The organism is Vibrio hepatarius (assembly GCF_018860525.1).
Classification (GTDB): domain Bacteria; phylum Pseudomonadota; class Gammaproteobacteria; order Enterobacterales; family Vibrionaceae; genus Vibrio; species Vibrio hepatarius_B.
In genome coordinates this window covers 1-22369 of sequence record NZ_JAHKPM010000009.1, presented here as the reverse complement: position 1 = coordinate 22369, position 22369 = coordinate 1, and the positions used below count along the sequence as shown (strand labels likewise).

Annotated in this window: 22 protein-coding genes and 8 tRNA genes; 26 read left to right on the top strand and 4 right to left on the bottom strand. The window is 42.3% G+C overall.

What is annotated here, in order from left to right; translation table 11 throughout:
• Window positions 1-80: 80 nt before the first annotated feature.
• Complete coding sequence (gene rsgA, locus KO511_RS02705) at window positions 81-1136, bottom strand: small ribosomal subunit biogenesis GTPase RsgA (protein WP_215985945.1); 1056 nt, start codon at window positions 1134-1136, stop codon at window positions 81-83.
• A gap of 109 nt (window positions 1137-1245) precedes the next feature.
• Here rsgA and orn point away from each other — a divergent pair, with 109 nt between their 5' ends.
• The 9 genes from orn to KO511_RS02660 all read left to right on the top strand — a co-directional run bounded on the left by orn (window position 1246) and on the right by KO511_RS02660 (window position 3321).
• The gene (gene orn / locus KO511_RS02700) at window positions 1246-1791 is read left to right on the top strand and encodes an oligoribonuclease (RefSeq protein ID WP_215985944.1); all 546 of its coding nucleotides are present in this window, start codon (window positions 1246-1248) and stop codon (window positions 1789-1791) included.
• Window positions 1792-2099: 308 nt separating this feature from the next.
• A tRNA-Met gene (locus KO511_RS02695) sits at window positions 2100-2176 on the top strand.
• Between the two features lie 20 nt (window positions 2177-2196).
• Window positions 2197-2272 (top strand) — tRNA-Gly (locus tag KO511_RS02690).
• Window positions 2273-2313: 41 nt separating this feature from the next.
• Window positions 2314-2390, top strand: a tRNA-Met gene (locus KO511_RS02685).
• Between the two features lie 126 nt (window positions 2391-2516).
• Window positions 2517-2593: transfer RNA gene (locus tag KO511_RS02680), tRNA-Met, on the top strand.
• Between the two features lie 104 nt (window positions 2594-2697).
• Window positions 2698-2773 (top strand) — tRNA-Gly (locus KO511_RS02675).
• A 41-nt stretch (window positions 2774-2814) separates the two neighbouring features.
• Window positions 2815-2891: transfer RNA gene (locus KO511_RS02670), tRNA-Met, on the top strand.
• A 109-nt stretch (window positions 2892-3000) separates the two neighbouring features.
• Window positions 3001-3076: transfer RNA gene (locus KO511_RS02665), tRNA-Gly, on the top strand.
• A gap of 168 nt (window positions 3077-3244) precedes the next feature.
• A tRNA-Met gene (locus KO511_RS02660) sits at window positions 3245-3321 on the top strand.
• A 722-nt stretch (window positions 3322-4043) separates the two neighbouring features.
• On the opposite strand, the gene queG is transcribed toward KO511_RS02660, so the two are convergent.
• Window positions 4044-5156, bottom strand: coding sequence for a tRNA epoxyqueuosine(34) reductase QueG (queG, locus tag KO511_RS02655; RefSeq protein WP_215985943.1), 1113 nt, complete (start codon window positions 5154-5156; stop codon window positions 4044-4046).
• Between the two features lie 199 nt (window positions 5157-5355).
• Between queG and tsaE the strand changes: the two genes are divergently transcribed.
• The 9 genes from tsaE (at window position 5356) to KO511_RS02610 (ending at window position 14727) form a co-directional block, all read left to right on the top strand.
• Window positions 5356-5817 (top strand): tRNA (adenosine(37)-N6)-threonylcarbamoyltransferase complex ATPase subunit type 1 TsaE, encoded by a 462-nt coding sequence (tsaE, locus tag KO511_RS02650; RefSeq protein WP_215985942.1) that lies wholly within the window; start codon window positions 5356-5358, stop codon window positions 5815-5817.
• A 44-nt stretch (window positions 5818-5861) separates the two neighbouring features.
• Window positions 5862-7529, top strand: a complete 1668-nt coding sequence (locus KO511_RS02645) for an N-acetylmuramoyl-L-alanine amidase (RefSeq protein WP_252724226.1) — start codon at window positions 5862-5864, stop codon at window positions 7527-7529.
• Window position 7530: 1 nt separating this feature from the next.
• On the top strand, window positions 7531-9525 hold the full coding sequence (mutL, locus tag KO511_RS02640; RefSeq protein ID WP_215985940.1) for a DNA mismatch repair endonuclease MutL: 1995 nt from the start codon (window positions 7531-7533) through the stop codon (window positions 9523-9525).
• Window positions 9522-10469: a tRNA (adenosine(37)-N6)-dimethylallyltransferase MiaA gene (miaA, locus tag KO511_RS02635; protein WP_215985939.1), complete on the top strand. Its 948-nt coding sequence runs from the start codon at window positions 9522-9524 to the stop codon at window positions 10467-10469. Before mutL ends, miaA begins: the two co-directional genes overlap by 4 nt.
• A 186-nt stretch (window positions 10470-10655) precedes the next feature.
• The gene (gene hfq / locus KO511_RS02630) at window positions 10656-10922 is read left to right on the top strand and encodes an RNA chaperone Hfq (protein WP_215985938.1); all 267 of its coding nucleotides are present in this window, start codon (window positions 10656-10658) and stop codon (window positions 10920-10922) included.
• Window positions 10923-10966: 44 nt separating this feature from the next.
• Window positions 10967-12256 carry a ribosome rescue GTPase HflX gene (gene hflX, locus KO511_RS02625; RefSeq protein WP_215985937.1) on the top strand — a complete coding sequence of 430 codons (1290 nt, stop codon included), beginning with the start codon at window positions 10967-10969 and terminating at the stop codon, window positions 12254-12256.
• Between the two features lie 45 nt (window positions 12257-12301).
• A complete protein-coding gene (hflK, locus tag KO511_RS02620; RefSeq protein ID WP_215985936.1) occupies window positions 12302-13498 on the top strand; it encodes an FtsH protease activity modulator HflK in 1197 nt (398 codons plus the stop codon).
• A 2-nt stretch (window positions 13499-13500) separates the two neighbouring features.
• Window positions 13501-14481, top strand: a complete 981-nt coding sequence (gene hflC, locus KO511_RS02615; RefSeq protein ID WP_171362088.1) for a protease modulator HflC — start codon at window positions 13501-13503, stop codon at window positions 14479-14481.
• A 60-nt stretch (window positions 14482-14541) separates the two neighbouring features.
• The gene (locus KO511_RS02610) at window positions 14542-14727 is read left to right on the top strand and encodes a DUF2065 domain-containing protein (RefSeq protein ID WP_125319283.1); all 186 of its coding nucleotides are present in this window, start codon (window positions 14542-14544) and stop codon (window positions 14725-14727) included.
• Window positions 14728-14730: 3 nt separating this feature from the next.
• On the opposite strand, the gene KO511_RS02605 is transcribed toward KO511_RS02610, so the two are convergent.
• The gene (locus KO511_RS02605) at window positions 14731-14958 is read right to left on the bottom strand and encodes a SlyX family protein (protein WP_125319284.1); all 228 of its coding nucleotides are present in this window, start codon (window positions 14956-14958) and stop codon (window positions 14731-14733) included.
• A 2-nt stretch (window positions 14959-14960) separates the two neighbouring features.
• A complete protein-coding gene (locus KO511_RS02600; RefSeq protein ID WP_215985935.1) occupies window positions 14961-15941 on the bottom strand; it encodes a WD40 repeat domain-containing protein in 981 nt (326 codons plus the stop codon).
• A gap of 138 nt (window positions 15942-16079) precedes the next feature.
• Here KO511_RS02600 and fkpA point away from each other — a divergent pair, with 138 nt between their 5' ends.
• The 8 genes from fkpA (at window position 16080) to fusA (ending at window position 22194) form a co-directional block, all read left to right on the top strand.
• Window positions 16080-16862: an FKBP-type peptidyl-prolyl cis-trans isomerase gene (fkpA, locus tag KO511_RS02595; protein WP_215985934.1), complete on the top strand. Its 783-nt coding sequence runs from the start codon at window positions 16080-16082 to the stop codon at window positions 16860-16862.
• Window positions 16863-17042: 180 nt separating this feature from the next.
• On the top strand, window positions 17043-17765 hold the full coding sequence (locus KO511_RS02590) for a helix-turn-helix transcriptional regulator (RefSeq protein ID WP_215985933.1): 723 nt from the start codon (window positions 17043-17045) through the stop codon (window positions 17763-17765).
• Window positions 17762-18157 (top strand): sulfurtransferase complex subunit TusD, encoded by a 396-nt coding sequence (gene tusD, locus KO511_RS02585; RefSeq protein ID WP_215985932.1) that lies wholly within the window; start codon window positions 17762-17764, stop codon window positions 18155-18157. The genes KO511_RS02590 and tusD overlap by 4 nt, the downstream gene beginning before the upstream one ends.
• A complete protein-coding gene (tusC, locus tag KO511_RS02580) occupies window positions 18154-18510 on the top strand; it encodes a sulfurtransferase complex subunit TusC (protein ID WP_215985931.1) in 357 nt (118 codons plus the stop codon). The genes tusD and tusC overlap by 4 nt, the downstream gene beginning before the upstream one ends.
• Window positions 18511-18517: 7 nt before the next feature.
• Window positions 18518-18793 carry a sulfurtransferase complex subunit TusB gene (tusB, locus tag KO511_RS02575; RefSeq protein ID WP_215985930.1) on the top strand — a complete coding sequence of 92 codons (276 nt, stop codon included), beginning with the start codon at window positions 18518-18520 and terminating at the stop codon, window positions 18791-18793.
• A 185-nt stretch (window positions 18794-18978) separates the two neighbouring features.
• A complete protein-coding gene (gene rpsL, locus KO511_RS02570) occupies window positions 18979-19353 on the top strand; it encodes a 30S ribosomal protein S12 (protein ID WP_004399892.1) in 375 nt (124 codons plus the stop codon).
• Between the two features lie 114 nt (window positions 19354-19467).
• On the top strand, window positions 19468-19938 hold the full coding sequence (gene rpsG, locus KO511_RS02565) for a 30S ribosomal protein S7 (RefSeq protein ID WP_125319291.1): 471 nt from the start codon (window positions 19468-19470) through the stop codon (window positions 19936-19938).
• Between the two features lie 156 nt (window positions 19939-20094).
• Complete coding sequence (gene fusA / locus KO511_RS02560) at window positions 20095-22194, top strand: elongation factor G (RefSeq protein WP_215985929.1); 2100 nt, start codon at window positions 20095-20097, stop codon at window positions 22192-22194.
• Window positions 22195-22369: the final 175 nt, after the last annotated feature.

Below are 22369 nucleotides of genomic sequence, written 5' to 3'. Positions count from 1 at the left end.
TAAATATTTGTTTACTTTGGGGCGTGAGATATTACTGAATTTTGCCAATAAAGTCAGTATTCTCAATGCTGAATTTCGCCTTAAAGATCCGCTTTTTTGTTACGCGAATATTGACGGTTGGCTTTAACCTCCCCCATGCTTTCGAGAATGCGGTGGTAATTTTCGAATCTGGTATTACTTACTTCACTCTTATCGACGGCCTCACGCAATGCGCATCCTGGATCATCCTTGTGCTTGCAGTCACGGAACTTGCAATTGCCTAGGTAGGGACGAAATTCAATAAATGCTTTAGTCACTTCTTCTGCTGCTAAGTGCCATAAACCAAATTCTCGAACCCCAGGAGAATCAATCAAATCACCACCAGTTGGAATATGGTAAAGGCGAGAAGCCGTAGTGGTGTGCTGGCCCAATCCGGAATTTTCAGACACTTCACCTTCTTCGACATTAAACTCTGGCATTAAAGCATTGACTAAGCTTGATTTCCCTACTCCCGATTGGCCAACAAATATATTGACACGATCTTTTAGCTTAGTTTCAAGATCGGCTATACCTTCGCCATTCTCTTTACTTACAAATAAAACTTCATAGCCAATGTGTTGGTATTTTTCTAACGATTGATGATACAGAACACGTTTCTCATCTTCTAGGAGATCAACTTTATTGAGGACAAGTAGTGGAGCAATATTAAGCGTCTCTGCTGCGACTAAGTAGCGATCGATGATATTGAGAGAAAGTTCTGGTAGCACTGAAGACACGATAACCATCTGTTCAACATTAGCAGCTACAGGTTTTAAACCATCGTAGTAATCTGGACGAATTAGAACTGAGCTACGAGGTTCGACCGCTTCCACTACTCCGTTAATACCTTCCATCGACTCTAATCCTGGTCTCCAGATGACGTTATCGCCAGATACCAGTGTCTCAATACCACGGCGTAAGTTACAACGATGCACTGTGCCATTTTCAATATCCTCAATATCAGCGTGTTGACCGAAACGAGTAATCACAAGGCCTTTTTGAGTAGCGCCCAGCATAGATTCCTCCCACTGAAAGGCATCTTCTTTCGACAATTTTCTTTTTTGATTGCTTCGTACTCGTCGAACTTGACCTTTGGTTAATTTTTTCTTTTTTGCCACAATTCTCTACTTAACTATATTCATCTAGGTGATCCTTAGGTTTTCTATCTTGAGGATCAGAATTTGGGTATAGTACCTTTTTTAGCATAAAACCAATAGGCAACGATTTATGTCCTTTAGCGATCAAAATTTAATTTGGATTGATCTGGAAATGACAGGTTTAGACCCCGAAACCCATAAAGTCATTGAAATTGCTACTATCGTCACCGATAGTGAATTGAACATTCTAGCTCAAGGGCCAGTACTTGCCATTCATCAGTCCGAACAAGAATTGGCGAAGATGGATGAGTGGTGTACCAGAACACATACAGGTAGTGGCTTAGTCGCACGAGTTCGTGCCAGTAAAGTGACAGAACAAGAGGCAATAAATCAGACCGTCGAGTTTTTAGGTAAGTGGGTTCCTAAAGGTGCCTCACCTATATGTGGCAATAGTGTGGGCCAAGATAGACGTTTTCTCTATAAGCACATGCCAGAACTTGAAGAGTATTTTCATTACCGATATGTAGATGTCAGTACAATAAAGGAGTTGACCCGCCGTTGGGATCATCAAGTATTGAGTGGCTTTTCTAAGTCTGGGAGTCATCTGGCGTTAGACGATATACAAGAGTCTATTGCTGAGTTGAAGTATTATCGTCAAACTATTTTCAAAATATAACTCGTATGGTTTTCCAAATGTGATGTGGTATTTTAGAGACCGAATAAAGACAGGAACACTTTGTTTTGTGTTCTTTTTCATCAAACAGAAAAAAAAACGGCTTTTTTTACTGTAAGGACTTGCATCACAAAAAAATGCTCTTATAATTCGCAGCCCAACACGACGTAAACGTTGTGAATGCGACACTGGCTCAATTGGTTAAGCACAACCTTATCAAGGTTAAAGTCACACCTTTCTAATATGAATAGTGAACCTAAAGTGTCGCTCTGGTAAGTAGGAATCATCATACTTTATTTGATGAACACGGACGCGGGGTGGAGCAGTTTGGTAGCTCGTCGGGCTCATAACCCGAAGGTCGTCGGTTCAAATCCGGCCCCCGCAACCAATTCTCTTTTTTGAGAACATGCGACACTAGCTCAGTTGGTAGAGCGCAACCTTGCCAAGGTTGAGGTCACGAGTTCGAACCTCGTGTGTCGCTCCAGATACACAAGCAGTCATCATGCTTAAAATGATGAATACGGACGCGGGGTGGAGCAGTTTGGTAGCTCGTCGGGCTCATAACCCGAAGGTCGTCGGTTCAAATCCGGCCCCCGCAACCAATTAAAAAGTGGTATGATTTTCTAAGCCGTTGGGCTAAGTTTTTCATAAAACTCGCTAAGGCCACTGATTAAAATCAGGCCCTTCAGATAAACAAGCGTCATCATGCTTAAAATGATGAATACGGACGCGGGGTGGAGCAGTTTGGTAGCTCGTCGGGCTCATAACCCGAAGGTCGTCGGTTCAAATCCGGCCCCCGCAACCAATTTAAAGGTGTTATGAATTGCTGGCTCGTCAGGTTCTGCTATCCATAATACCTGCGAAGGTCATTGATTTATGTTTGTCCTCGCAACTCTCTTTTTAGAATATGCGACACTAGCTCAGTTGGTAGAGCGCAACCTTGCCAAGGTTGAGGTCACGAGTTCGAACCTCGTGTGTCGCTCCAGATACACAAGCAGTCATCATGCTTAAAATGATGAACACGGACGCGGGGTGGAGCAGTTTGGTAGCTCGTCGGGCTCATAACCCGAAGGTCGTCGGTTCAAATCCGGCCCCCGCAACCAATTTAAAGGTGTTATGATTTGCTAGCTCGTCGGGCTCAGCTATTCATAAGGCCCGCGAAGGTCATTGATTCATATCTGGCCCTAGCAACCAATTCTCTTTTGAGAACATGCGACACTAGCTCAGTTGGTAGAGCGCAACCTTGCCAAGGTTGAGGTCACGAGTTCGAACCTCGTGTGTCGCTCCAATTTATCGTTGCCATCGTTCTTAATGATGGAGAGTGCAACACTAGCTCAGTTAGTTGAGTGCAACCTGATCAAGGTTGAGGTAAAGGATGTTCTATTTGTGAACAAGTTACCTCGTGTGTCACTCCAGATATAGAAGCGGTTATCATACTTCAAGTGATAAATACGGACGCGGGGTGGAGCAGTTTGGTAGCTCGTCGGGCTCATAACCCGAAGGTCGTCGGTTCAAATCCGGCCCCCGCAACCAATTTTAAGGTGTTATGATTTGCTAGCCCATCGGTTCAGCGACTCATAAAACCCGCGGAAGTCATTGACTATATCTGGCTTCCGAAGACAATTATCTTTTGAAAATATACGAAACCAGTTCCGTTATTTGAGTGCCGTCTTGTCAGTTGAGGTCATTCTCTTCTGATTTATGATTAGTAAACCTCGTATATTGAACCAAACTTCCCTTTGACTAGGTGCTTAAATAGCGCAGGTCACCGCTCTTTTTTAATGCTGTGAAGCAAAACTCATCAAATTTAGAAGTCCTCTGTTTAGGCTTTGTAAAAGATATAAGTAAAGATCGCTATAGGATGCTGTAGTATGGCAAAGGCCTCGGGTTAACTGTATTTTTTAAAAGTGTTAACAGACTTATCCACATATTATTAATTGTGGATAAAGTGGTGAGTAACCTGATTATTTTCTGATTTATAGGGAAGTCTAATATGATCTTCAGTTTGATGGAGTTTTATCTTTAATTCTAAAAATGATGATAAGTTCTTGTATATAAAGATATTTGCTGTATTTAATGCTGTTTTATAAAGCTACTTGCTTGATCATTATCTAATTGTTCTTTGATCTTGGTCATTGGATGTAAATGTGATTAACTTCTGCATCTAGAAGAAAAAAAGTAATCATATTTTGCTTTTTCCACATTTTATGTCTTTAGACCTATGTCAAGTTTTTACCTTTGGAGTGATGAAAATTTTACGCGTCTCTGGGAAGTCCTTTTTTCACTATTCTTATTAGCCTATCTAGCTTAGTTGAAGATGCAGGGATTTGTGTGATTTGTTGCTCAATTGCCCAATCAATATGCTCATCAAGTACATCATTTATGCCATATCGTTGCTCGAGTGCATCAATAATATTAGCCGAATATGGTGCATTGCCCATTGCAATCGATAAATTTCTTAACCATTGAGTATGACCTATCCGACGAATTGCAGAGCCTTCCATATTTTTGAGAAAGGTATTTTCATCCCAAGAAAAAAGCGTAATGAGATCGGGTGATGATAAAGCTTTTTTGCGATGAAAGTCTTCCTCTTGAGTCAATTCAGCGAAACGATTCCAAGGGCAGACGAGTTGGCAGTCATCGCAGCCATATATACGATTGCCGATTGCCTTACGAAATTCTTCAGGGATAATGCCATTAAACTCTATGGTCAAATAAGAAATACAGCGCCGTGCATCTACCACCCCGTCTGAAATAATAGCCTGAGTCGGGCAAGAGGTTCGACAAGATGAGCACTTTCCACAGTCTCCCTGATGAGGTGGATCAATAGGCAGTGGTAAGTCAACGAGTAACTCGCCTAAGAAGAACCAAGAGCCACAATCTTTATCGAGAATAAGCGAGTGCTTACCAGTCCAACCTAAACCTGCTTTTTGTGCAAGCGGACGCTCTAATATGGGAGCAGAGTCAACAAAGGGCCGGTAACCATATTGTCCTACCTCTTGTTCGATTTTTTGCCCGAGTTTTTTTAGCTGCTTACGGATTAATTTATGATAGTCTCGACCAAGTGCGTAACGACTGATGTAGGCATGATTTGGCTCTGCAAGGTTGGTTGCAAACTGAGCTTCTGGAGGAAGGTAGTCCATGCGAACACTGATTACTCTTAAAGTACCTGGAAAAAGTTCTTCGGGTCTTGCCCGCATCATTCCATGGCGTGCCATCCAATCCATATCACCATGATAACCAGCGTTCAGCCAGTTTTTTAAAGCTGTCTCGTGCTCTCGTAAGTCTATATCACAAATACCAGCCTGCTGAAAGCCGAGCTCATTTGCCCAGACTTTGATCTTGTTTGCTAGCTCTTGATAGTTCATGCTTATGACTCAGTAGAGTGGGGAGCGGATTTTAACGGATCTTTTTTATTGAATCTAGCAGCCAAAATAAAGAATTCATGCCAGAATAACAAGAATTTGGCTTTTACTTACACAACAGGCCTTGTCTGATAAATCCAACCCAGTTTACTATTCTTAGTTCTTTTATTTTCATATAGCCACCTAGTAGAGATTGATCTTCATGACCACAAAACAGTTTGCCCTTAAAGACGAACTTGCCACCATTCAGCTTGGGGCACTATTGGCAAATTTATGTACTCAGCAAACAACAATCTATTTACATGGGGACTTGGGAGCTGGTAAAACGACGTTTAGTCGAGGTTTTGTTAGGGCACTTGGGCATTCTGGTAATGTAAAAAGCCCAACTTACACCCTGGTTGAGCCATATGAATTAGGATTGTGGCAGGTTTACCATTTTGATCTATATCGTTTATCGGATCCTGAGGAGTTAGAATTTATGGGGATTCGGGACTATTTTACCTCTGATGCGATTTGTTTGGTGGAATGGCCAGAGAAAGGGCAAGGGCTACTACCTCATGCAGATTTAGATATTGTGTTAACTTATGATGGTGAGCAACGCAAAGTAGATATCGTTGCCAACAGTAATTATGGTTATCAATTAGTTGAACAGTTGGAGTTATGACAATCAATAAATTCTCTAAGTTTGTCTGCGCTTTTGGGCTTTTCATGTTGCCTATATTCGCATGGGCAAATGCGTTAGAAGGAGTACGTGTTTGGCCATCTCCTGATGAAACGCGAGTTGTAATCGATCTTTCCTCAGAGGCAGAATTCAGCTATTTCTCACTCAGCAGCCCTCAAAGGCTGGTTGTGGATCTTAAACAGACAAGTTTAAGTACTAAGTTGCCGATTAATGTTACTGATAGCCCTATTTTAAAGAAGGTTCGACAGAGCTCCCCTCCAGAAAGGGGGACTTACCGTTTGGTTCTTGAATTAAAAAAACGTATTACCCCTCAGTTGTTTAAGCTTGCGCCAACTCCTGGAGGCCAATATGGTCATCGTTTAGTTATTGATATGCCTCATGGAACGATATCATCTTCTGCAAAAGTGACGTCGAAATCTATTACGCCCCAGGTGAGTCGTGATGTATCACAGTTACACGGGACGGCTGATATTGTTGTTGCAATTGATGCAGGGCATGGAGGAGAAGATCCCGGCTCTATAGGTCCTTCACGCAAATATGAAAAACATGCAACTCTCGCAATCTCGAAGAAAATTGCAGATCAGATAAATGCTGTTCCGGGTATGAAAGCAGTATTAACTCGCCGTGGTGATTATTTTGTTAACCTTAATAAGCGTTCTGAAATTGCCCGAACGAACAAAGCGCATTTGTTGGTGTCGGTACATGCTGATGCCTTTAGTTCTCCTCAGCCACGCGGTGGCTCAGTATTTGTACTTAATACCCGTCGAGCTAATTCAGAAATTGCCCGCTGGGTTGAGAATCACGAAGAACAGTCTCAACTACTTGGTGGGGCAGGTGAAGTACTTGCGAAGAATAATAGCGATAAAAACATCAGTCAAACATTGCTGGATTTGCAATTTAGTCACTCTCAAAAAGAGGGCTATAAGGTTGCCACTCATCTTCTCAAAGAGATGGGAAGTGCGGGTATTAAATTACATAAAAGGAATCCTGTTAATGCGAGTTTGGCTGTATTGAAGTCTCCGGATATTCCTTCGGTATTAGTAGAAACGGGGTTTATTTCTAACCCGACAGAAGAAAAGTTACTATTTCAACGTAGTCACCAAGACAAACTGGCACGAGCATTGGCTAAAGCGATTGTTCAGTATTTTGAAGCGAGCCCCCCTGAAGGTACTTTATTTGCCAATCGAGGTAAATCGATTAAACACAAAGTTCAACGCGGTGAATCGCTTTCTGTTATTGCCAAAAAATATGGGACGACTACTCGGGTTCTTATGCAGTCTAATAAGCTAACAAGTACAAGTTTGGCGGTAGGACAGCGATTGACAATACCGGGAGCCAAAGGTTCTGTGCCAGTACCTCGACTTAGTAATCCTGTTGAAACGAAAACAATTACTCACAAAGTCGCAAAAGGTGAATACCTAGGTAAAATAGCGACAAGGTATAAGGTCTCTGTTACTGACATTAAACGAGAAAACAAATTACGCACTGATACACTCAAGTTGGGCCAGAAATTGCGTATTACTGTGAGTATGAAGGACCAACCTCTGAAAAAGCACAAAGTTAAACGTGGAGAATTTCTCGGTAAAATAGCCCGGCAATATGGTGTTGGTGTTAGCGTGATCCGTCAAGCGAACAATTTACGCTCTGATACACTCGCCGTTGGGCAGGTACTCATTATTCCCAATAGACCCTAGTATGACTATTAAGATTTTGCCAGCTCGACTGGCTAACCAGATTGCTGCAGGAGAAGTTGTTGAAAGACCTGCATCCGTTGTTAAAGAGCTAGTGGAAAATAGCCTAGACTCTGGTGCTACTCGTATCGATGTAGATATCGAAAAGGGAGGTTCAAAGCTTATTCGTGTTAGGGATAATGGTAAAGGTATTGCTAAAGAAGAGTTGAGCTTGGCTTTGAGTCGCCATGCGACATCCAAAATTGACTCTCTCGATGATCTTGAAGCGATTATGAGCTTAGGTTTTCGAGGTGAAGCTTTAGCGAGTATTAGCTCTGTATCACGTTTAACCCTTACGTCTCGAACGGTCACTCAAGAGCAGGCTTGGTCAGCTTATAGCGAGGGGCGAGACATGCAGGTGAAATTGCAGCCAACGGCACATCCTATTGGGACTACAGTTGAAGTTTTAGATGTATTTTTTAATACCCCAGCTCGGCGCAAGTTCCTTCGTACTGAAAAAACTGAGTTTACTCACATTGACGAGCTACTAAAGCGTATTGCTTTGAGTCGCTTTGAAGTAACAATCAACCTTAGGCATAATGGTAAGATTGTTAAGCAATATCGAGCTTCCCAGACAAAGGTGCAAGAAGAGAAACGCATTGCCGCTGCTTGCGGTAGTGCTTTTGTACGTAACATGCTTAATATTGAACTGGAGCATAACGGACTTAAATTGCATGGATGGATCACAACTCCAGATGGTGCACGACAGCAAAGTGATCTTCAATATTGTTACGTAAATGGCCGTATGATGCGTGACAAACTTATTAATCATGCAATACGGCAAAGTTATCAAAATACGTTACGTCCAGAGCAATTTGCAACTTATGTGTTGTTTATTGAGTTAGAGCCTAAGCAAGTCGATGTCAATGTCCATCCAGCTAAACATGAGGTTCGCTTTCATCAAGCTCGCTTAGTTCATGATTTTATTTACCAAGCGCTCAGTGATGCTTTAGCCCAAACTACTCACATTGAAAAGCCACATATTAATGTTGCTGCCTTTTATGAGAACAAACCATCACATATAGATAGCGTGAATGTCAGTAATAAAATAGATGACTCTTCAGTGGTTTGCGACTCACCTTGCATTACAATTGAACCAATACCTAGCTATACACATCAAACTAACGCTGAAAAGGAGAACGCCTTTGCAGGAAGTTCTGGCCAGATTCGTGAAGCTAGTAACGTAAATGATTGGCTTAATAATGGTGAGGGAGCAAGAGGGAAATCCTCTGCTAAGAAGCAATTTGGAGAGTCTCCCCCAAGTAAAAAAAATGTTGAGGCCTATACTCAGCTACTTAAAAACCCGATAACAGATAATGTATGTCGATTTGACGCGCTCAGTGAAACTGGACATCAGGCAGAAACGATACCTGCTAATGTGTTTGATGAAACTATTGAGGCATTAGGAAAGGCTATTTGTATGACGGATGGTCAGTATGTGTTAATGGGCGATAACAAGGGGGTGAGAATAGTCTCACTTGTTCAAGCGGAGCGTATACGTATTAAAGGCCAACTTAATGTCCATGAAGGCAGTTTGAAAAGTCAGCCCTTACTTGTTCCTTTGTCACTAACCTTGAGTTCATCTCAAATCTTGGTTGCTGAGCAAATTATGCCCATGCTGGCCCGTCTCGGTATTGAGATAAGGCAACGTAATTCTTCTTCCTTGATGGTGATGGGGGTGCCCCAACCTCTTCGACAGCAAAACTTACAACAACTGTTACCGGATCTGTTATCTTACGCCGCTGCGATGTCAGAGAGAGAGCAAAATTTGCATCTACAGGAACTTTCTGACTGGTTAACCACTCAAATCACTCAGGTAAAAAGTGCCTACACTTTGTCGGAAGCTATTCACATCGTTGCGGATATTGAGCAGCTTTGGCAAGGTAGTTTGCCTCTCGACGATCGTACTTTTGTGTGTCCTGTTGATTTCTCTTCAATCACAGCAGCGATGAAATTATGAAACAAGACTTACCCTTGGCTATTTTTTTAATGGGGCCAACTGCATCAGGCAAAACAGAGTTAGCTATTCGGCTACGAAAGAAATTCCCAGTTGAAATTATTTCTGTCGATTCCGCTCTCATCTATAAAGGTATGGATATAGGAACGGCTAAACCTGATAGCGGTGAACAGGTGCAAGCGCCACATCGCTTAATTGATATTTTAGATCCTGGAAAATCTTATTCAGCTGCAGATTTTCGTCGCGATGCGCTTATGGAAATGCATGAGATTTCGCAGCAAGGCAAAATACCTCTGTTGGTTGGAGGCACAATGCTCTATTACAAAGCGTTATTGGAAGGTTTGTCACCGCTACCGGCTGCAAATCCTGAAATCCGTCAGCAAATTGAGCGAGAGGCATTGACGCAAGGATGGAATATACTGCACGATCAACTCAAACAAGTAGACCCTATCTCTGCTGAGCGCATACACCCTAATGATCCTCAAAGATTGTCGCGGGCATTGGAAGTGTATAGAATTTCGGGTAAAACATTAACGGAACTAACTGAGACGAAGGGTGATAGTCTTCCGTATAAAGTTAGGCAGTTTGCAATAGCTCCCAAGGAAAGGTCTGAGCTCCACCGTCGCATTGAGTTGCGATTTGACCAGATGATGAAAGCAGGATTTGAGGATGAAGTCAGGGCTTTGTATGCTCGAAAAGATCTTCATCCTGATCTTCCTTCTATTCGTTGTGTGGGTTATCGTCAGATGTGGGACTATTTGGATGGAAGTGGTACACTAGACGAAGCTATTTTTAAGGGCGTTTGTGCTACCCGCCAGTTGGCCAAGCGACAGATCACCTGGTTACGCAGCTGGGATGAACTAACTTGGTTAGATAGCGAAAACATAGAACAAGCTTTGGAAACCGTATCAAATACCATAGTGTCTGATGGTTTTAGCTGTGTATAATGTGATCGCTTTTGCGTGAATGCACCTTGCAAAAGATTCGTTACTTGAAATTTGACCTTAAAGCCATCATAACAAGTAACGTCAGGGTGTTTTTTATTCGTTTAGCTCAGATGCAAAGGCGCACCTAGTTTTTCGCGCACCACTAGCTAAATAACTAGAACAAAATTACAAAATAAGGAAAATAAAATGGCTAAGGGGCAATCTCTTCAAGACCCATTCTTAAATGCATTACGTCGTGAACGTATTCCAGTATCGATCTATCTAGTAAACGGAATTAAATTACAAGGTCAGATAGAGTCTTTCGATCAGTTTGTTATATTGTTGAAAAACACAGTAAACCAAATGGTATATAAACACGCTATATCTACGGTTGTCCCTGCTCGCCCGGTTAGCCACCATAGTGCCGAACGCCCTCAGGGTAGTGAGCGTCAACCAGAAAAATCAGAAGACTAATACTCTGAAACTAATTAATAATTTTACTTTAAGGAGTTGATTGCTTGTTTGACCGTTATGAATCCGGGGAGCGAGCCGTACTTGTTCATATCAACTTCACGCACGAAGGGGAGTGGGAAGATCTCAGCGAATTTGAAATGTTGGTTTCTTCTGCTGGTGTATCTAGTCTACAAGTTGTAACTGGGAGTCGTCAGTCACCACACCCTAAATACTATGTTGGTGAAGGTAAGGCTCAGGAAATTGCGCAAGTTGTGCAAATGTCGGGCGCGAATATTGTCATGTTTAACCATGCCCTTTCTCCTGCCCAAGAGCGTAATCTAGAATCCTTGTGTAAATGTCGAGTACTTGATCGAACCGGTCTTATTTTAGATATATTTGCCCAGCGAGCACGAACTCATGAAGGTAAATTACAGGTTGAGCTTGCTCAACTTCGTCATATATCAACTCGACTGATACGTGGTTGGACCCACCTTGAAAGACAAAAAGGTGGTATTGGTTTACGTGGGCCGGGTGAAACTCAGTTAGAAACTGACCGACGGTTGTTGCGTGATCGTATCAAAGCTATTTTGCGTCGTCTTGATAAAGTCGCAAAACAACGAGAGCAAGGCCGCAGAGCTCGAAGCCGAGCACAAATCCCAACAATATCTCTTGTAGGCTATACCAATGCTGGTAAGTCGACCATGTTTAACTGTATTACTGATGCTGGTGTGTATGCAGCAGATCAGTTGTTTGCTACTTTGGATCCGACATTGAGGAAAATTGACCTTGTCGATGTGGGGCCAGCGATTTTAGCTGATACAGTTGGTTTTATCCGGCATTTACCTCATGATTTGGTTGCGGCTTTCAAGGCAACACTACAAGAAACGCAAGAAGCTGACATTTTGTTACATGTTGTCGATGCCAGTGATGAGCGTTTTCATGAGAATATTGATGCTGTTCACGAAGTACTAGAAGAAATCGATGCTCATGAGGTTCCGGCTCTTCTGGTGATGAATAAAATTGATAACCTTGAATCTCAACGTCCGCGTATTGAACGTGACGAAAATGGGGTTCCTCGTGCCGTTTGGGTATCGGCTATGGAAGGTGTTGGTATTAAACTGTTATTTGACGCGTTGACTGAACGATTGGCAAGTCAGATGGTTCAATATCACTTACGTATACCCCCTCTTTATCAAGGGCGCATGCGTAGCACATTTTTCCAAATGAAATGTATTCAACGAGAAGACTATGATCAGGACGGTAACTTGTTGATTAATGTTAGAATGCAACAGGTTGACTGGTCTAGACTAGAGAAAAGAGAAGGGGCAGTTTTTCGTGACTTTATAGTTACTTAAATGACTGCTACAGTATAACGTCATATCAAATGATGGAGCTTTCTAATGGCGTGGAATGAGCCTGGTAATAACAACGGCAACAATGGCCGCGATAACGACCCTTGGGGTAATAATAATCGTGGTAATAAAGGTGGCCGCGATCAAGGACCGCCAGACTTAGACGAAGTCTTTAATAAACTGAGTCAGAAATTGGGTGGAAAGTTTGGTGGTAAAAAAGGTGGCAATGGGTCGTCTATCGGTGGCGGTGGGGGCGGTGCACTGGGTTTCGGTGTAATCGCAGTTATCGCTATCGCTATTTGGTTCTTTTCTGGTTTTTACACCATTGGTGAAGCCGAGCGTGGTGTCGTATTACGCCTCGGTAAATATGATGGTCAGATTGTCGATCCCGGCCTGAACTGGCGGCCACGTTTTATTGACGAAGTGACAGCAGTTAATGTTCAAGCGATACGCTCTTTGCGTTCCTCTGGTCTTATGCTGACCAAAGATGAAAACGTGGTGTCTGTAGCTATGGATATTCAGTATCGAGTGGCAGATCCGTACAAATATCTATACCGTGTGACTAATGCTGATGATAGTTTGCGTCAGGCGACTGACTCAGCCTTGCGTGCTGTAATCGGTGACTCTCTGATGGATAGTATCTTAACTCGTGGGCGCTTGTTAATCAGACAAAATACACAAGTTACGCTAGAAGATATCGTGGATGGTTATGATATGGGTATTGAAGTTGTTGCTGTGAACTTTGAAGATGCTCGTCCGCCAGAAGAAGTCAAAGATGCATTTGATGATGCGACAGCTTCGCGCGAAGATGCTCAGCGATTCAAACGTGAAGCAGAAGCGTACCAAAACGATATTATCCCTAAGGCAAAAGGCCGTGCGGAGCGTTTACTTAAAGAGGCGCAAGGTTATAGTGAGCGAGTGGTTAATGGGGCTTTGGGTCAAGTTGCTCAGTTTGAGAAGCTCTTACCAGAATACCAAGCAGCTCCTGATGTAACACGTAATCGTCTTTACCTAGATACAATGGAAAAGGTGTATGCAAATACGTCTAAGGTACTAATTGATTCTGAATCGAGTGGTAATCTTCTGTATCTACCTATCGATAAGTTAAGAGATGGACAATCTACGTCGAAGAAACGCTCAATCAAAGAGACTTCGACCTATGATCAGATTGAATTGGAGCCTCAATTGAACAATAAGAGTACTGATTCATCACAGCGTTCTACATCACGTCAAGGGAGATATTAATCATGCGTAAATTAATGATCCCTGTATTAGTATTTGCTTTAGTTCTGATGCTAATGTCATTGTTTGTGATCCCTGAAGGTGAGCGTGGTATCGTTATTCGTTTCGGACGTGTACTGAAAGATAACAATGAAATTGCTCGTATTTATGAACCAGGCTTACACTTCAAAATGCCATTGTTTGATAAAGTCAAAACGCTAGATGCGAAAATCCAAACCATGGATGGCCGTTCAGATCGCTTTGTGACTTCTGAGAAAAAAGATGTTCTTATCGATTCCTATGTTAAATGGCGTATTGAAGACTTTGGCCAGTTTTACTTAGCGACAGGTAGTGGTGATGCTGGTACAGCTCAAACGCTGCTGGGCCGTAAAGTGACAGATGTACTTCGTTCTGAGATTGGTGCGCGTGAAATCAAACAGATTGTATCTGGTCCACGAAATACCGATATCCTTCCAGACAGTGCAGATAGCGAAGAGGTAACAACTGAAGCGGCTAAAGAAGCGCTTGAAGTCGATGGTGAGCGTGACATCATTATGAAAAATGTTCTTAATGGAACACGTAAAGATGCGATGGAAGATTTGGGTATCCATATTGTGGATTTCCGTATGAAGAAAATAAATCTCCCGGATAGTATCAACCAGTCAATTTACAACCGCATGCGTGCTGAACGTGAGTCGGTAGCTCGTCAGTTTCGCTCTCAAGGTCGTGAGCAAGCTGAAGTCATTCGCGCTCAGGCTGAGCTAGAAGTTGCGACTATTTTAGCAGAGGCTGACAAAACCGCTCGAGTAACTCGAGGTGGGGCGGATGCTGAGGCTGCGAAAATTTATTCTGGTGCATATACCAAAGACCCTGAATTTTATAGCTTCTTGCGTTCGTTAAGTGCTTATGAACAGTCTTTCAGTGATAAGAGCGATATTTTGGTCTTAGATCCAAATAGTGAGTTCTTTAAGTACATGAACACAGCTTCAGGTATTGCTACTAAGTAGATGTATAGTAAGTATTTTAAAGGCTCCTCTATGGAGCCTTTCTTTTTTGAGGTAAGGCTTATGTCTAATTCATTATGGTTGGCAATGGGGTTAGTTTTAATTGTCGAAGGCTTAGGGCCTTTGATTGCTCCTAATGGTTGGCGCAATATGGTACGTCAGCTCAGTGAGCAACAAGACCACCAGTTACGAAGAATTGGTGGATGTTTAGTGGTCGCAGGAATTGTTATTGCTTACGTCTTTAGTTAATAACTAGTAATGAGGAGGTGGCGTTTCTTCAGAAGGGTCTGCCAAATCTGAAGTGTCGAAGTTTTTTATTTTACCGACGACATATTTCATCTGATCCTTCATTTTTGAGATTAATAACTGCTGTTGGCTCAGGGCTTCATTGAGTGACTCTAATGTTTGTTCTTGAAAAGCGAGTTGGCACTCTAGATCGTTAACACGGCTTTCCAGTTGTTCTATGTACTTTTCTGTCATGATTAATAGTCTACGTTCCAAGCTTGAGCGATTCCAGCAGATGAACCCGATATCACTCTATTTTGATCATCAAAAGCCGCATCATACACTACCGCACGTGGAGGGCGAGTATCTTTTAGTGGTTCAGCTTCAAATCCATCGATTCTCTTACCTGTTTTAGAGCCCCAAACCATAATTCGACTTGATGGGGTTCCAGTAACAAGATATTGGCCGTCATCTGAAAAACGTGCGGTTGAAAAAATAAGCTGGCGAGAAAAACTGCGTAATTTTGAGAGCTGTTTGCCAGTGCGTAGATCCCAGATGATAGCTTGATTTCCTCCGTCTGAGGTAAAAGCCAACAAACCATCTCTATGTAGTGCTACTCGATTGATACGTTGTTCATGTTTAAAGCTTTTGATAATCTGACCAGTGCGGGTGTCCCATAGGTAGGCGTTATGGTCATTGCCTCCTGATAGGGCAAATCGTCCGTTAGGTGATAGAGCGACGGAGTTGACTTTTTCTTTATGAGCAAGGAACTCTAGCCTTCTTCCGGTGACTAAGTTGACGTAGATGGCTTTGCCATTCGATAGGCCAAGCAAAATTTGCTCGCCATTACTGGCAATGTCAATATCGCGGATTAAACCATCAGATATGGACCATAGTCCCTGGGCCTGTGTCCAAGCAAGATCCCATACAGCAAAGTTTATTTGTGTTGCTGTGACTGCAAACCTGCCGTTATCTGAGATGCGAATTCGAGAAACGGTACTTGCTTGAGGATCTTGCTCACCTAATGAAGCAAGCTGTTTGTTTTCGTTGAGATCCCATAAAACCAGTTGGTGCTCTTTGGAGTACAATAGGGCAAACCGGGCATCTCGACTCAGTGCGAAACTGGTGGTACCAAGAGACTCAATGACCCATCGTTGATCATCTTTTGTAGAGAAAAAGCAACCATTTAACGTAGTGATGACAAACGTAAACAGCAGAGTGTGAAAAATAATTCGCATTAACTACAAAGATCCGCTTTAGTTAACGTTTAATTTAAACGCATATTGGTTATAGTGGTACAACATACTAGTATGCACCAGTCAAAAGTGTCGATTTGTGCACAAAGACAAATGGTTAGCCATCAATTGGAGAATTCAATGAAATCTATTTTTAAGGTGTCGCTGCTTGCAGCTACAGTAATGTTAGCAGTTGGCTGTCAAAAAGACGATGAAACAAAAGCAGATGCGACACCTGCAACCGAAGTTGTGAAAACGGTTGATTTTAAGACAGATGATGACAAAGCAGCATATGCAATTGGAGTTTCGTTTGCAAACTACCTAAACACTAGCCTAGATAAACCAAATGAGATTGGTATTAATCTAGACAAAGAAATGGTACTTAAGGGTATTGAACATGTGTTTGAAGGTAAGCCAGAGTTAAACGAAGAAGAAACTCGTATCGCTCTTGAGGCACTTGACAAGCGTGTTGCTGAGACGATGCAGAAGCAATCAGTAGAAAAAGCAGCTGAAGCGAAGAAAGCAGGTGATGATTTCCGTGCTGAGTTTGCTAAGCAAGACGGCGTCAAGAAGACTGATTCGGGTCTACTTTACCAAGTTGTGACTTCTACTAAAGGCGATCAGCCAAAAGATACTGACACTGTTCAAGTACATTATAAAGGTACACTTATCGACGGTACGCAATTCGATAGCTCGTATGATCGTGGTGAGCCAGCAACCTTTCCACTTAACCGTGTGATTTCAGGTTGGACTGAAGGTGTTCAACTTATGCCTGTTGGCTCAAAGTTCAAATTCGTTATTCCACCAGAACTTGCTTATGGCGAACAAGATACTCCGAGCATCCCTGCTAACTCTACGCTTGTGTTTGAAGTTGAGTTGCTGAAAATTGATAACGCAGAAGAAGTTGAGCAAGCGATTCAATAATCACCTTCTTTCAAATTTGAATAAAAGGCCTGACTTTTGTCAGGCCTTTTCATTTTGGGTATTCTTATTTTGTTAATAGTTTGTTCTAAATCACTAGATAGTATTGTTGCTAGATCTTCAATTCAAATTTTCTGATAAACTTACACCAATTTTTTGATTTTTCGCTTGAAGGCTTAAAAAGTGACAGCTACAGAAACAGTTAATACGGATATGTTACTTGAAATGGAATCTGTCAATGTGATGCCATTTAGTGAGCATGATAAAACTATTCTCAAATCTTACGAGGCAGTAGTCGATGGTATTGCTAGCCTGATTGGTCCATTTTGTGAAATCGTGCTGCACTCTTTAGAAGATCTTAATACATCGGCAATCAAAATTGCCAATGGCGAAAATACGGGACGTCAGGTCGGATCACCAATTACTGATCTTGCGTTAAAGATGCTGCGTGATATCGAAGGTTCAGAACGCAACTTCTCACGGTCCTACTTCACTCGTGCTAAAGGTGGAGTATTGATGAAATCAATTACAGTGGCTATCCGCAATGGTGAAAATCGTGTGATAGGTTTACTGTGTATTAATGTTAATCTTGATGCCCCATTTTCACAGGTACTGCAGTCTTTTATACCCACTGAAGAGGCTAAGCAAGCAGCGTCTTCTGTCAATTTTGCTAGTGATGTAGAAGAACTAGTAGACAAGACGGTTGAGCATACCATTGAAGAAATTAATACAGATAAATCAGTATCCAATAACACTAAGAATCGTCAGATCGTAATGGAATTATATGATAAAGGTATCTTTGATATTAAAGATGCTATTAACCGAGTGGCAGATAGGCTGAATATCTCAAAACACACGGTTTATCTGTATATCCGTCAGCGTAAAATAGAGGATGAAGACAATTGAGTTGCTTAACATACACCTTAGTGGTCAATGGAGCCGTTTATGGAGATCAGTCTGCACGTACGGCTTATCAGTTCGCCTGTAGCCTAATCAATAAAGGTCACCAGCTGGTGAGTGTATTTTTCTACCAAGATGGTGTTACCAACGGAACGGGCCTAAGTGTCCCAGCTAATGATGAGTTTGATCTTGCAAAAGGTTGGCAGGCACTAGCAGATAAGCATAATGTTCGTTTGGAAACTTGTGTGGCTGCTGCTCTGCGACGTGGTGTCATCAGTGAAGATGAAGCAAGTCAACATAACTTGGTGAAAAGTAATCTTGCTGAGGGGTTTCATCAAGCGGGATTAGGTAGCTTAGCTGAGGCAATGTTAACTCAAAGTAGAGTGGTACAATTTTGAGTAAGTTAACTTATTTGTTTAGAACCGCCCCACACGGGATCGCGTCCGGTCGAGAGGGGGTTGATGCTTTACTGGCTGCGTCCGCTTATTGTGACAATGTAGATGTGATTTTTATCGGAGATGGTGTTTATCAGTTGATGGCTGGTCAGCAAGCTGACAGTATTCTTAGCAAGAATTATTCACCCATGTTTAAGTTATTCGAATTGTATGACATTGAACAAGTGTTTGTGTGTGTGGAATCTTTGTCTGAGCGAGGTATTTTGCAGGCAGATTTGGTTATTGATGCCAAACGGTTAGATGTTGATGGTATCAAATCGCAGATCCATTGCTCAGATAAAATTCTCTCGTTTTAGGATTATCATGTTACATATTGTGAAGTCGATAACCGCACTAGAAGAAGTAAATAAAGTTTACTTGGATACTGATATTTTACTACTCATTCAAGATGCTGTGTATGCTGTAAACCCTTTACATCGTACTTACCCCTTACTAAAAACATTCAATACGCTAGTGCTAAAAAGTGATCTGGAAGCAAGAGGTATGCTTAATCGAGTGAGTCCATCGATTAATGTGGTTGATTACGAAGGTTTTGTTGACCTCACCGTTGAGCACGCCACGTCTCTAACTTGGGATTAACTCTGAGTATTGCTTGGTTCACTGAGCCATTTTTATCTATCAACATCGGAATTGGATAAAAAAGATTCGTATATTTCTTGACACACATCTCACTGCTGAATAGAATTTTGCGTCCCTAATTGTCTTTGATGATTGGGAATAGATTTTTCACAAAGCTTACTTTCAAGTAATTCAGGAGCTAGTTAATGGCAACTATTAACCAGTTGGTACGTAAGCCTCGTGCAAAGCAGGTTGTTAAAAGCAACGTGCCAGCACTAGAAGCGTGCCCACAAAAACGTGGTGTATGTACTCGTGTATATACTACTACACCTAAAAAACCTAACTCAGCACTTCGTAAAGTTTGTCGTGTACGTTTGACAAATGGTTTCGAAGTGACTTCGTACATTGGTGGTGAAGGTCACAACCTTCAGGAGCACTCGGTTGTTCTAATCCGTGGTGGTCGTGTTAAAGACCTTCCAGGTGTGCGTTACCACACTGTACGCGGTGCACTTGACTGTGCTGGCGTAAATGACCGTAAACAAGGTCGATCTAAGTACGGTGTGAAGCGTCCTAAGTCTTAATGCTCTTCTTTTTAGAAAGAAGCGTTAAGTAAGGCCAAACACCAAAAATTATTAATTTTTGAAGAAACTGTAAAGTTTTGGATAACCTGAAGAATAAGACAACGGAGAAATACCATGCCACGTCGTCGCGTCATTGGTCAGCGTAAGATCCTTCCAGATCCTAAATTCAAATCTGAATTGCTGGCAAAATTCGTTAACATCCTTATGGTTGACGGTAAAAAATCTACTGCAGAGAAAATTGTTTATACTGCACTAGAAACTATGGCTGAGAAATCTGGTAAAGATCACTTAGCTGTATTTGAAGAAGCTCTTGAAAATGTTCGCCCAGCGGTTGAGGTTAAATCTCGTCGTGTAGGTGGTTCAACTTACCAAGTTCCTGTAGAAGTGCGTCCAGTTCGTCGTAATGCACTTGCTATGCGTTGGATGGTTGAGGCTGCGCGCAAGCGTGGTGAAAAATCTATGGCTGCTCGTCTAGCTGCTGAAATGCTAGAAGCTGCAGACAATAAAGGTACTGCTGTTAAGAAACGTGAAGACGTTCACCGTATGGCAGAAGCGAACAAAGCATTCGCTCATTACCGTTGGTAATACCTTTCATTACCGCGAGATTCCTCGCGGTATAACTCTAGTTCCTATGCGTAAGCTTAGGAACTATTGCTATATCTAGAACAAAGAAAAACTGCTTAGAGCCAGTAATGATGCAACTAGGAATAGCAATAGTCCCTAATTCAAGAGGATTCAATCGTGGCTCGTAAAACACCTATTGAGCGCTACCGAAATATCGGTATTGTTGCTCACGTAGACGCAGGTAAAACAACCACAAGTGAACGTATTCTGTTCTACACTGGTCTTTCTCATAAAATTGGTGAAGTTCACGATGGTGCCGCCACCATGGACTGGATGGAACAAGAGCAAGAGCGTGGCATCACAATTACCTCAGCAGCGACAACAACTTTCTGGCGTGGTATGGAAGCTCAATTTCAAGACCACCGCATCAATATCATCGATACTCCAGGACACGTAGACTTTACTATCGAAGTGGAGCGCTCTTTGCGCGTACTTGATGGTGCTGTTGTTGTTTTTTGTGGTTCATCAGGTGTTGAACCTCAATCTGAAACAGTATGGCGTCAAGCGGACAAATACCATGTACCTCGTATGGTTTTTGTTAACAAAATGGACCGCGCCGGTGCAGATTTCTTACGCGTAATTGATCAAATTAAAAACCGCCTTGGTGCAACTCCTGTTCCCATCCAGCTTAATGTAGGAGCAGAAGAAGATTTTCAAGGCGTTATTGATCTTATCAAAATGAAGATGATCAATTGGAATGCAGCAGATCAAGGCACCACCTTCACTTATGAAGATATTCCAGCGGATATGATTGAGCTTGCCGAAGAATGGCGCAATAACCTTATTGAATCTGCGGCTGAAGCAAGCGAAGAGTTGATGGATAAATACCTTGAAGAAGGTGAATTATCAGAAGCTGAAATTAAACAAGCATTGCGTACACGTACACTTAATAACGAAATTGTACTGGCCACTTGTGGAAGTGCATTTAAGAACAAAGGCGTACAGGCGGTATTGGATGCTGTTGTTGAGTATCTTCCATCTCCAGTCGATGTACCTGCAATCAAAGGTGTTGATGAAAAAGATAACGAAGTTGAACGTCATGCAGATGACAATGAGCCGTTCTCAGCTCTTGCGTTCAAAATCGCGACAGACCCGTTTGTCGGTACGCTAACTTTTATGCGCGTATATTCGGGTGTGGTTAACTCTGGTGATGCCGTTTACAACTCAGTTAAACAGAAAAAAGAGCGTTTTGGCCGTATCGTACAAATGCACTCCAATAAGCGTGATGAAATTAAAGAAGTTCGTGCCGGTGATATAGCTGCTGCGATCGGTTTGAAAGATGTGACGACAGGCGATACTTTGTGTGATCAGCATCATAAGGTGATTTTGGAGCGTATGGAGTTTCCTGAGCCAGTAATTCAAATTGCTGTAGAGCCGCGTTCGGTTGCTGATCAAGAGAAAATGGGTGTTGCTCTAGGCAAACTAGCAGCAGAAGATCCTTCTTTCCGAGTAGAAACGGATGATGAAACAGGGCAAACATTGATTTCTGGTATGGGCGAGCTTCATCTAGATATCATTGTTGACCGTATGAAACGTGAATTCAGCGTTGACTGTAATGTTGGTAAACCTCAGGTGGCTTATCGAGAAACTATCCGCGGTAGTGCGGAAGTGGAAGGTAAATTTGTACGTCAATCTGGTGGTCGTGGTCAATACGGTCACGTATGGATTAAACTGGAGCCGTCTGAACCAGGTGAAGGTTTTGTCTTTGTTGACGAAATTGTGGGTGGTGTCGTTCCTAAAGAATACATCAGTTCGGTATCGAAAGGTATCGAAGAGCAAATGAACAGTGGTGTTCTAGCTGGTTACCCTGTGCTAGATATTAAAGCAACACTGTTTGATGGTTCATACCATGATGTCGACTCTAACGAGGTAGCGTTTAAGATCGCTGGCTCGATGGCATTCAAGAAAGGATCATTAGAAGCAAGCCCAGTGCTGCTTGAACCAATGATGAATGTTGAAGTAACCACCCCTGAAGATTGGATGGGTGATGTCGTTGGTGATTTGAATCGCCGTCGCGGCATGATCGAAGGTATGGATGAAGGCGTGGCGGGTATAAAGATCATTCGCGCCCAAGTACCTCTATCTGAAATGTTTGGTTATGCGACTGATTTGCGTTCTGCAACTCAAGGCCGTGCATCATACTCTATGGAATTTAATGAGTATGCTGAAGTGCCTAAGAACTTTGCAAACACAATCATTGCAGAGCGTGGTTACTAATAAAACGTATTAACCTTTAAAAATAGCAAGACTTTTTTGAAGATCAATACGTCCAAATATTGCGCTGACGAACGTTGGCGCATAAAATAGCAAATTCTGGCGCGTCGTGATCAATAACGTTCGCGGCGAATCATAACTAGGAAGGAACACGATCGTGTCTAAAGAAAAATTTGAA

Excerpts from the sequence above, each read along its gene's own strand:
- orn (WP_215985944.1), top strand. The coding sequence starts at position 1,246 with ATGTCCTTTAGCGATCAAAATTTAATTTGGATTGATCTGGAAATGACA.
- queG (WP_215985943.1), bottom strand. The coding sequence starts at position 5,156 with ATGAACTATCAAGAGCTAGCAAACAAGATCAAAGTCTGGGCAAATGAG.
- tsaE (WP_215985942.1), top strand. The coding sequence starts at position 5,356 with ATGACCACAAAACAGTTTGCCCTTAAAGACGAACTTGCCACCATTCAG.
- KO511_RS02645 (WP_252724226.1), top strand. The coding sequence starts at position 5,862 with ATGTTGCCTATATTCGCATGGGCAAATGCGTTAGAAGGAGTACGTGTT.
- mutL (WP_215985940.1), top strand. The coding sequence starts at position 7,531 with ATGACTATTAAGATTTTGCCAGCTCGACTGGCTAACCAGATTGCTGCA.
- miaA (WP_215985939.1), top strand. The coding sequence starts at position 9,522 with ATGAAACAAGACTTACCCTTGGCTATTTTTTTAATGGGGCCAACTGCA.
- hfq (WP_215985938.1), top strand. The coding sequence starts at position 10,656 with ATGGCTAAGGGGCAATCTCTTCAAGACCCATTCTTAAATGCATTACGT.
- hflK (WP_215985936.1), top strand. The coding sequence starts at position 12,302 with ATGGCGTGGAATGAGCCTGGTAATAACAACGGCAACAATGGCCGCGAT.
- hflC (WP_171362088.1), top strand. The coding sequence starts at position 13,501 with ATGCGTAAATTAATGATCCCTGTATTAGTATTTGCTTTAGTTCTGATG.
- KO511_RS02610 (WP_125319283.1), top strand. The coding sequence starts at position 14,542 with ATGTCTAATTCATTATGGTTGGCAATGGGGTTAGTTTTAATTGTCGAA.
- KO511_RS02605 (WP_125319284.1), bottom strand. The coding sequence starts at position 14,958 with ATGACAGAAAAGTACATAGAACAACTGGAAAGCCGTGTTAACGATCTA.
- KO511_RS02600 (WP_215985935.1), bottom strand. The coding sequence starts at position 15,941 with ATGCGAATTATTTTTCACACTCTGCTGTTTACGTTTGTCATCACTACG.
- fkpA (WP_215985934.1), top strand. The coding sequence starts at position 16,080 with ATGAAATCTATTTTTAAGGTGTCGCTGCTTGCAGCTACAGTAATGTTA.
- tusB (WP_215985930.1), top strand. The coding sequence starts at position 18,518 with ATGTTACATATTGTGAAGTCGATAACCGCACTAGAAGAAGTAAATAAA.
- rpsL (WP_004399892.1), top strand. The coding sequence starts at position 18,979 with ATGGCAACTATTAACCAGTTGGTACGTAAGCCTCGTGCAAAGCAGGTT.
- rpsG (WP_125319291.1), top strand. The coding sequence starts at position 19,468 with ATGCCACGTCGTCGCGTCATTGGTCAGCGTAAGATCCTTCCAGATCCT.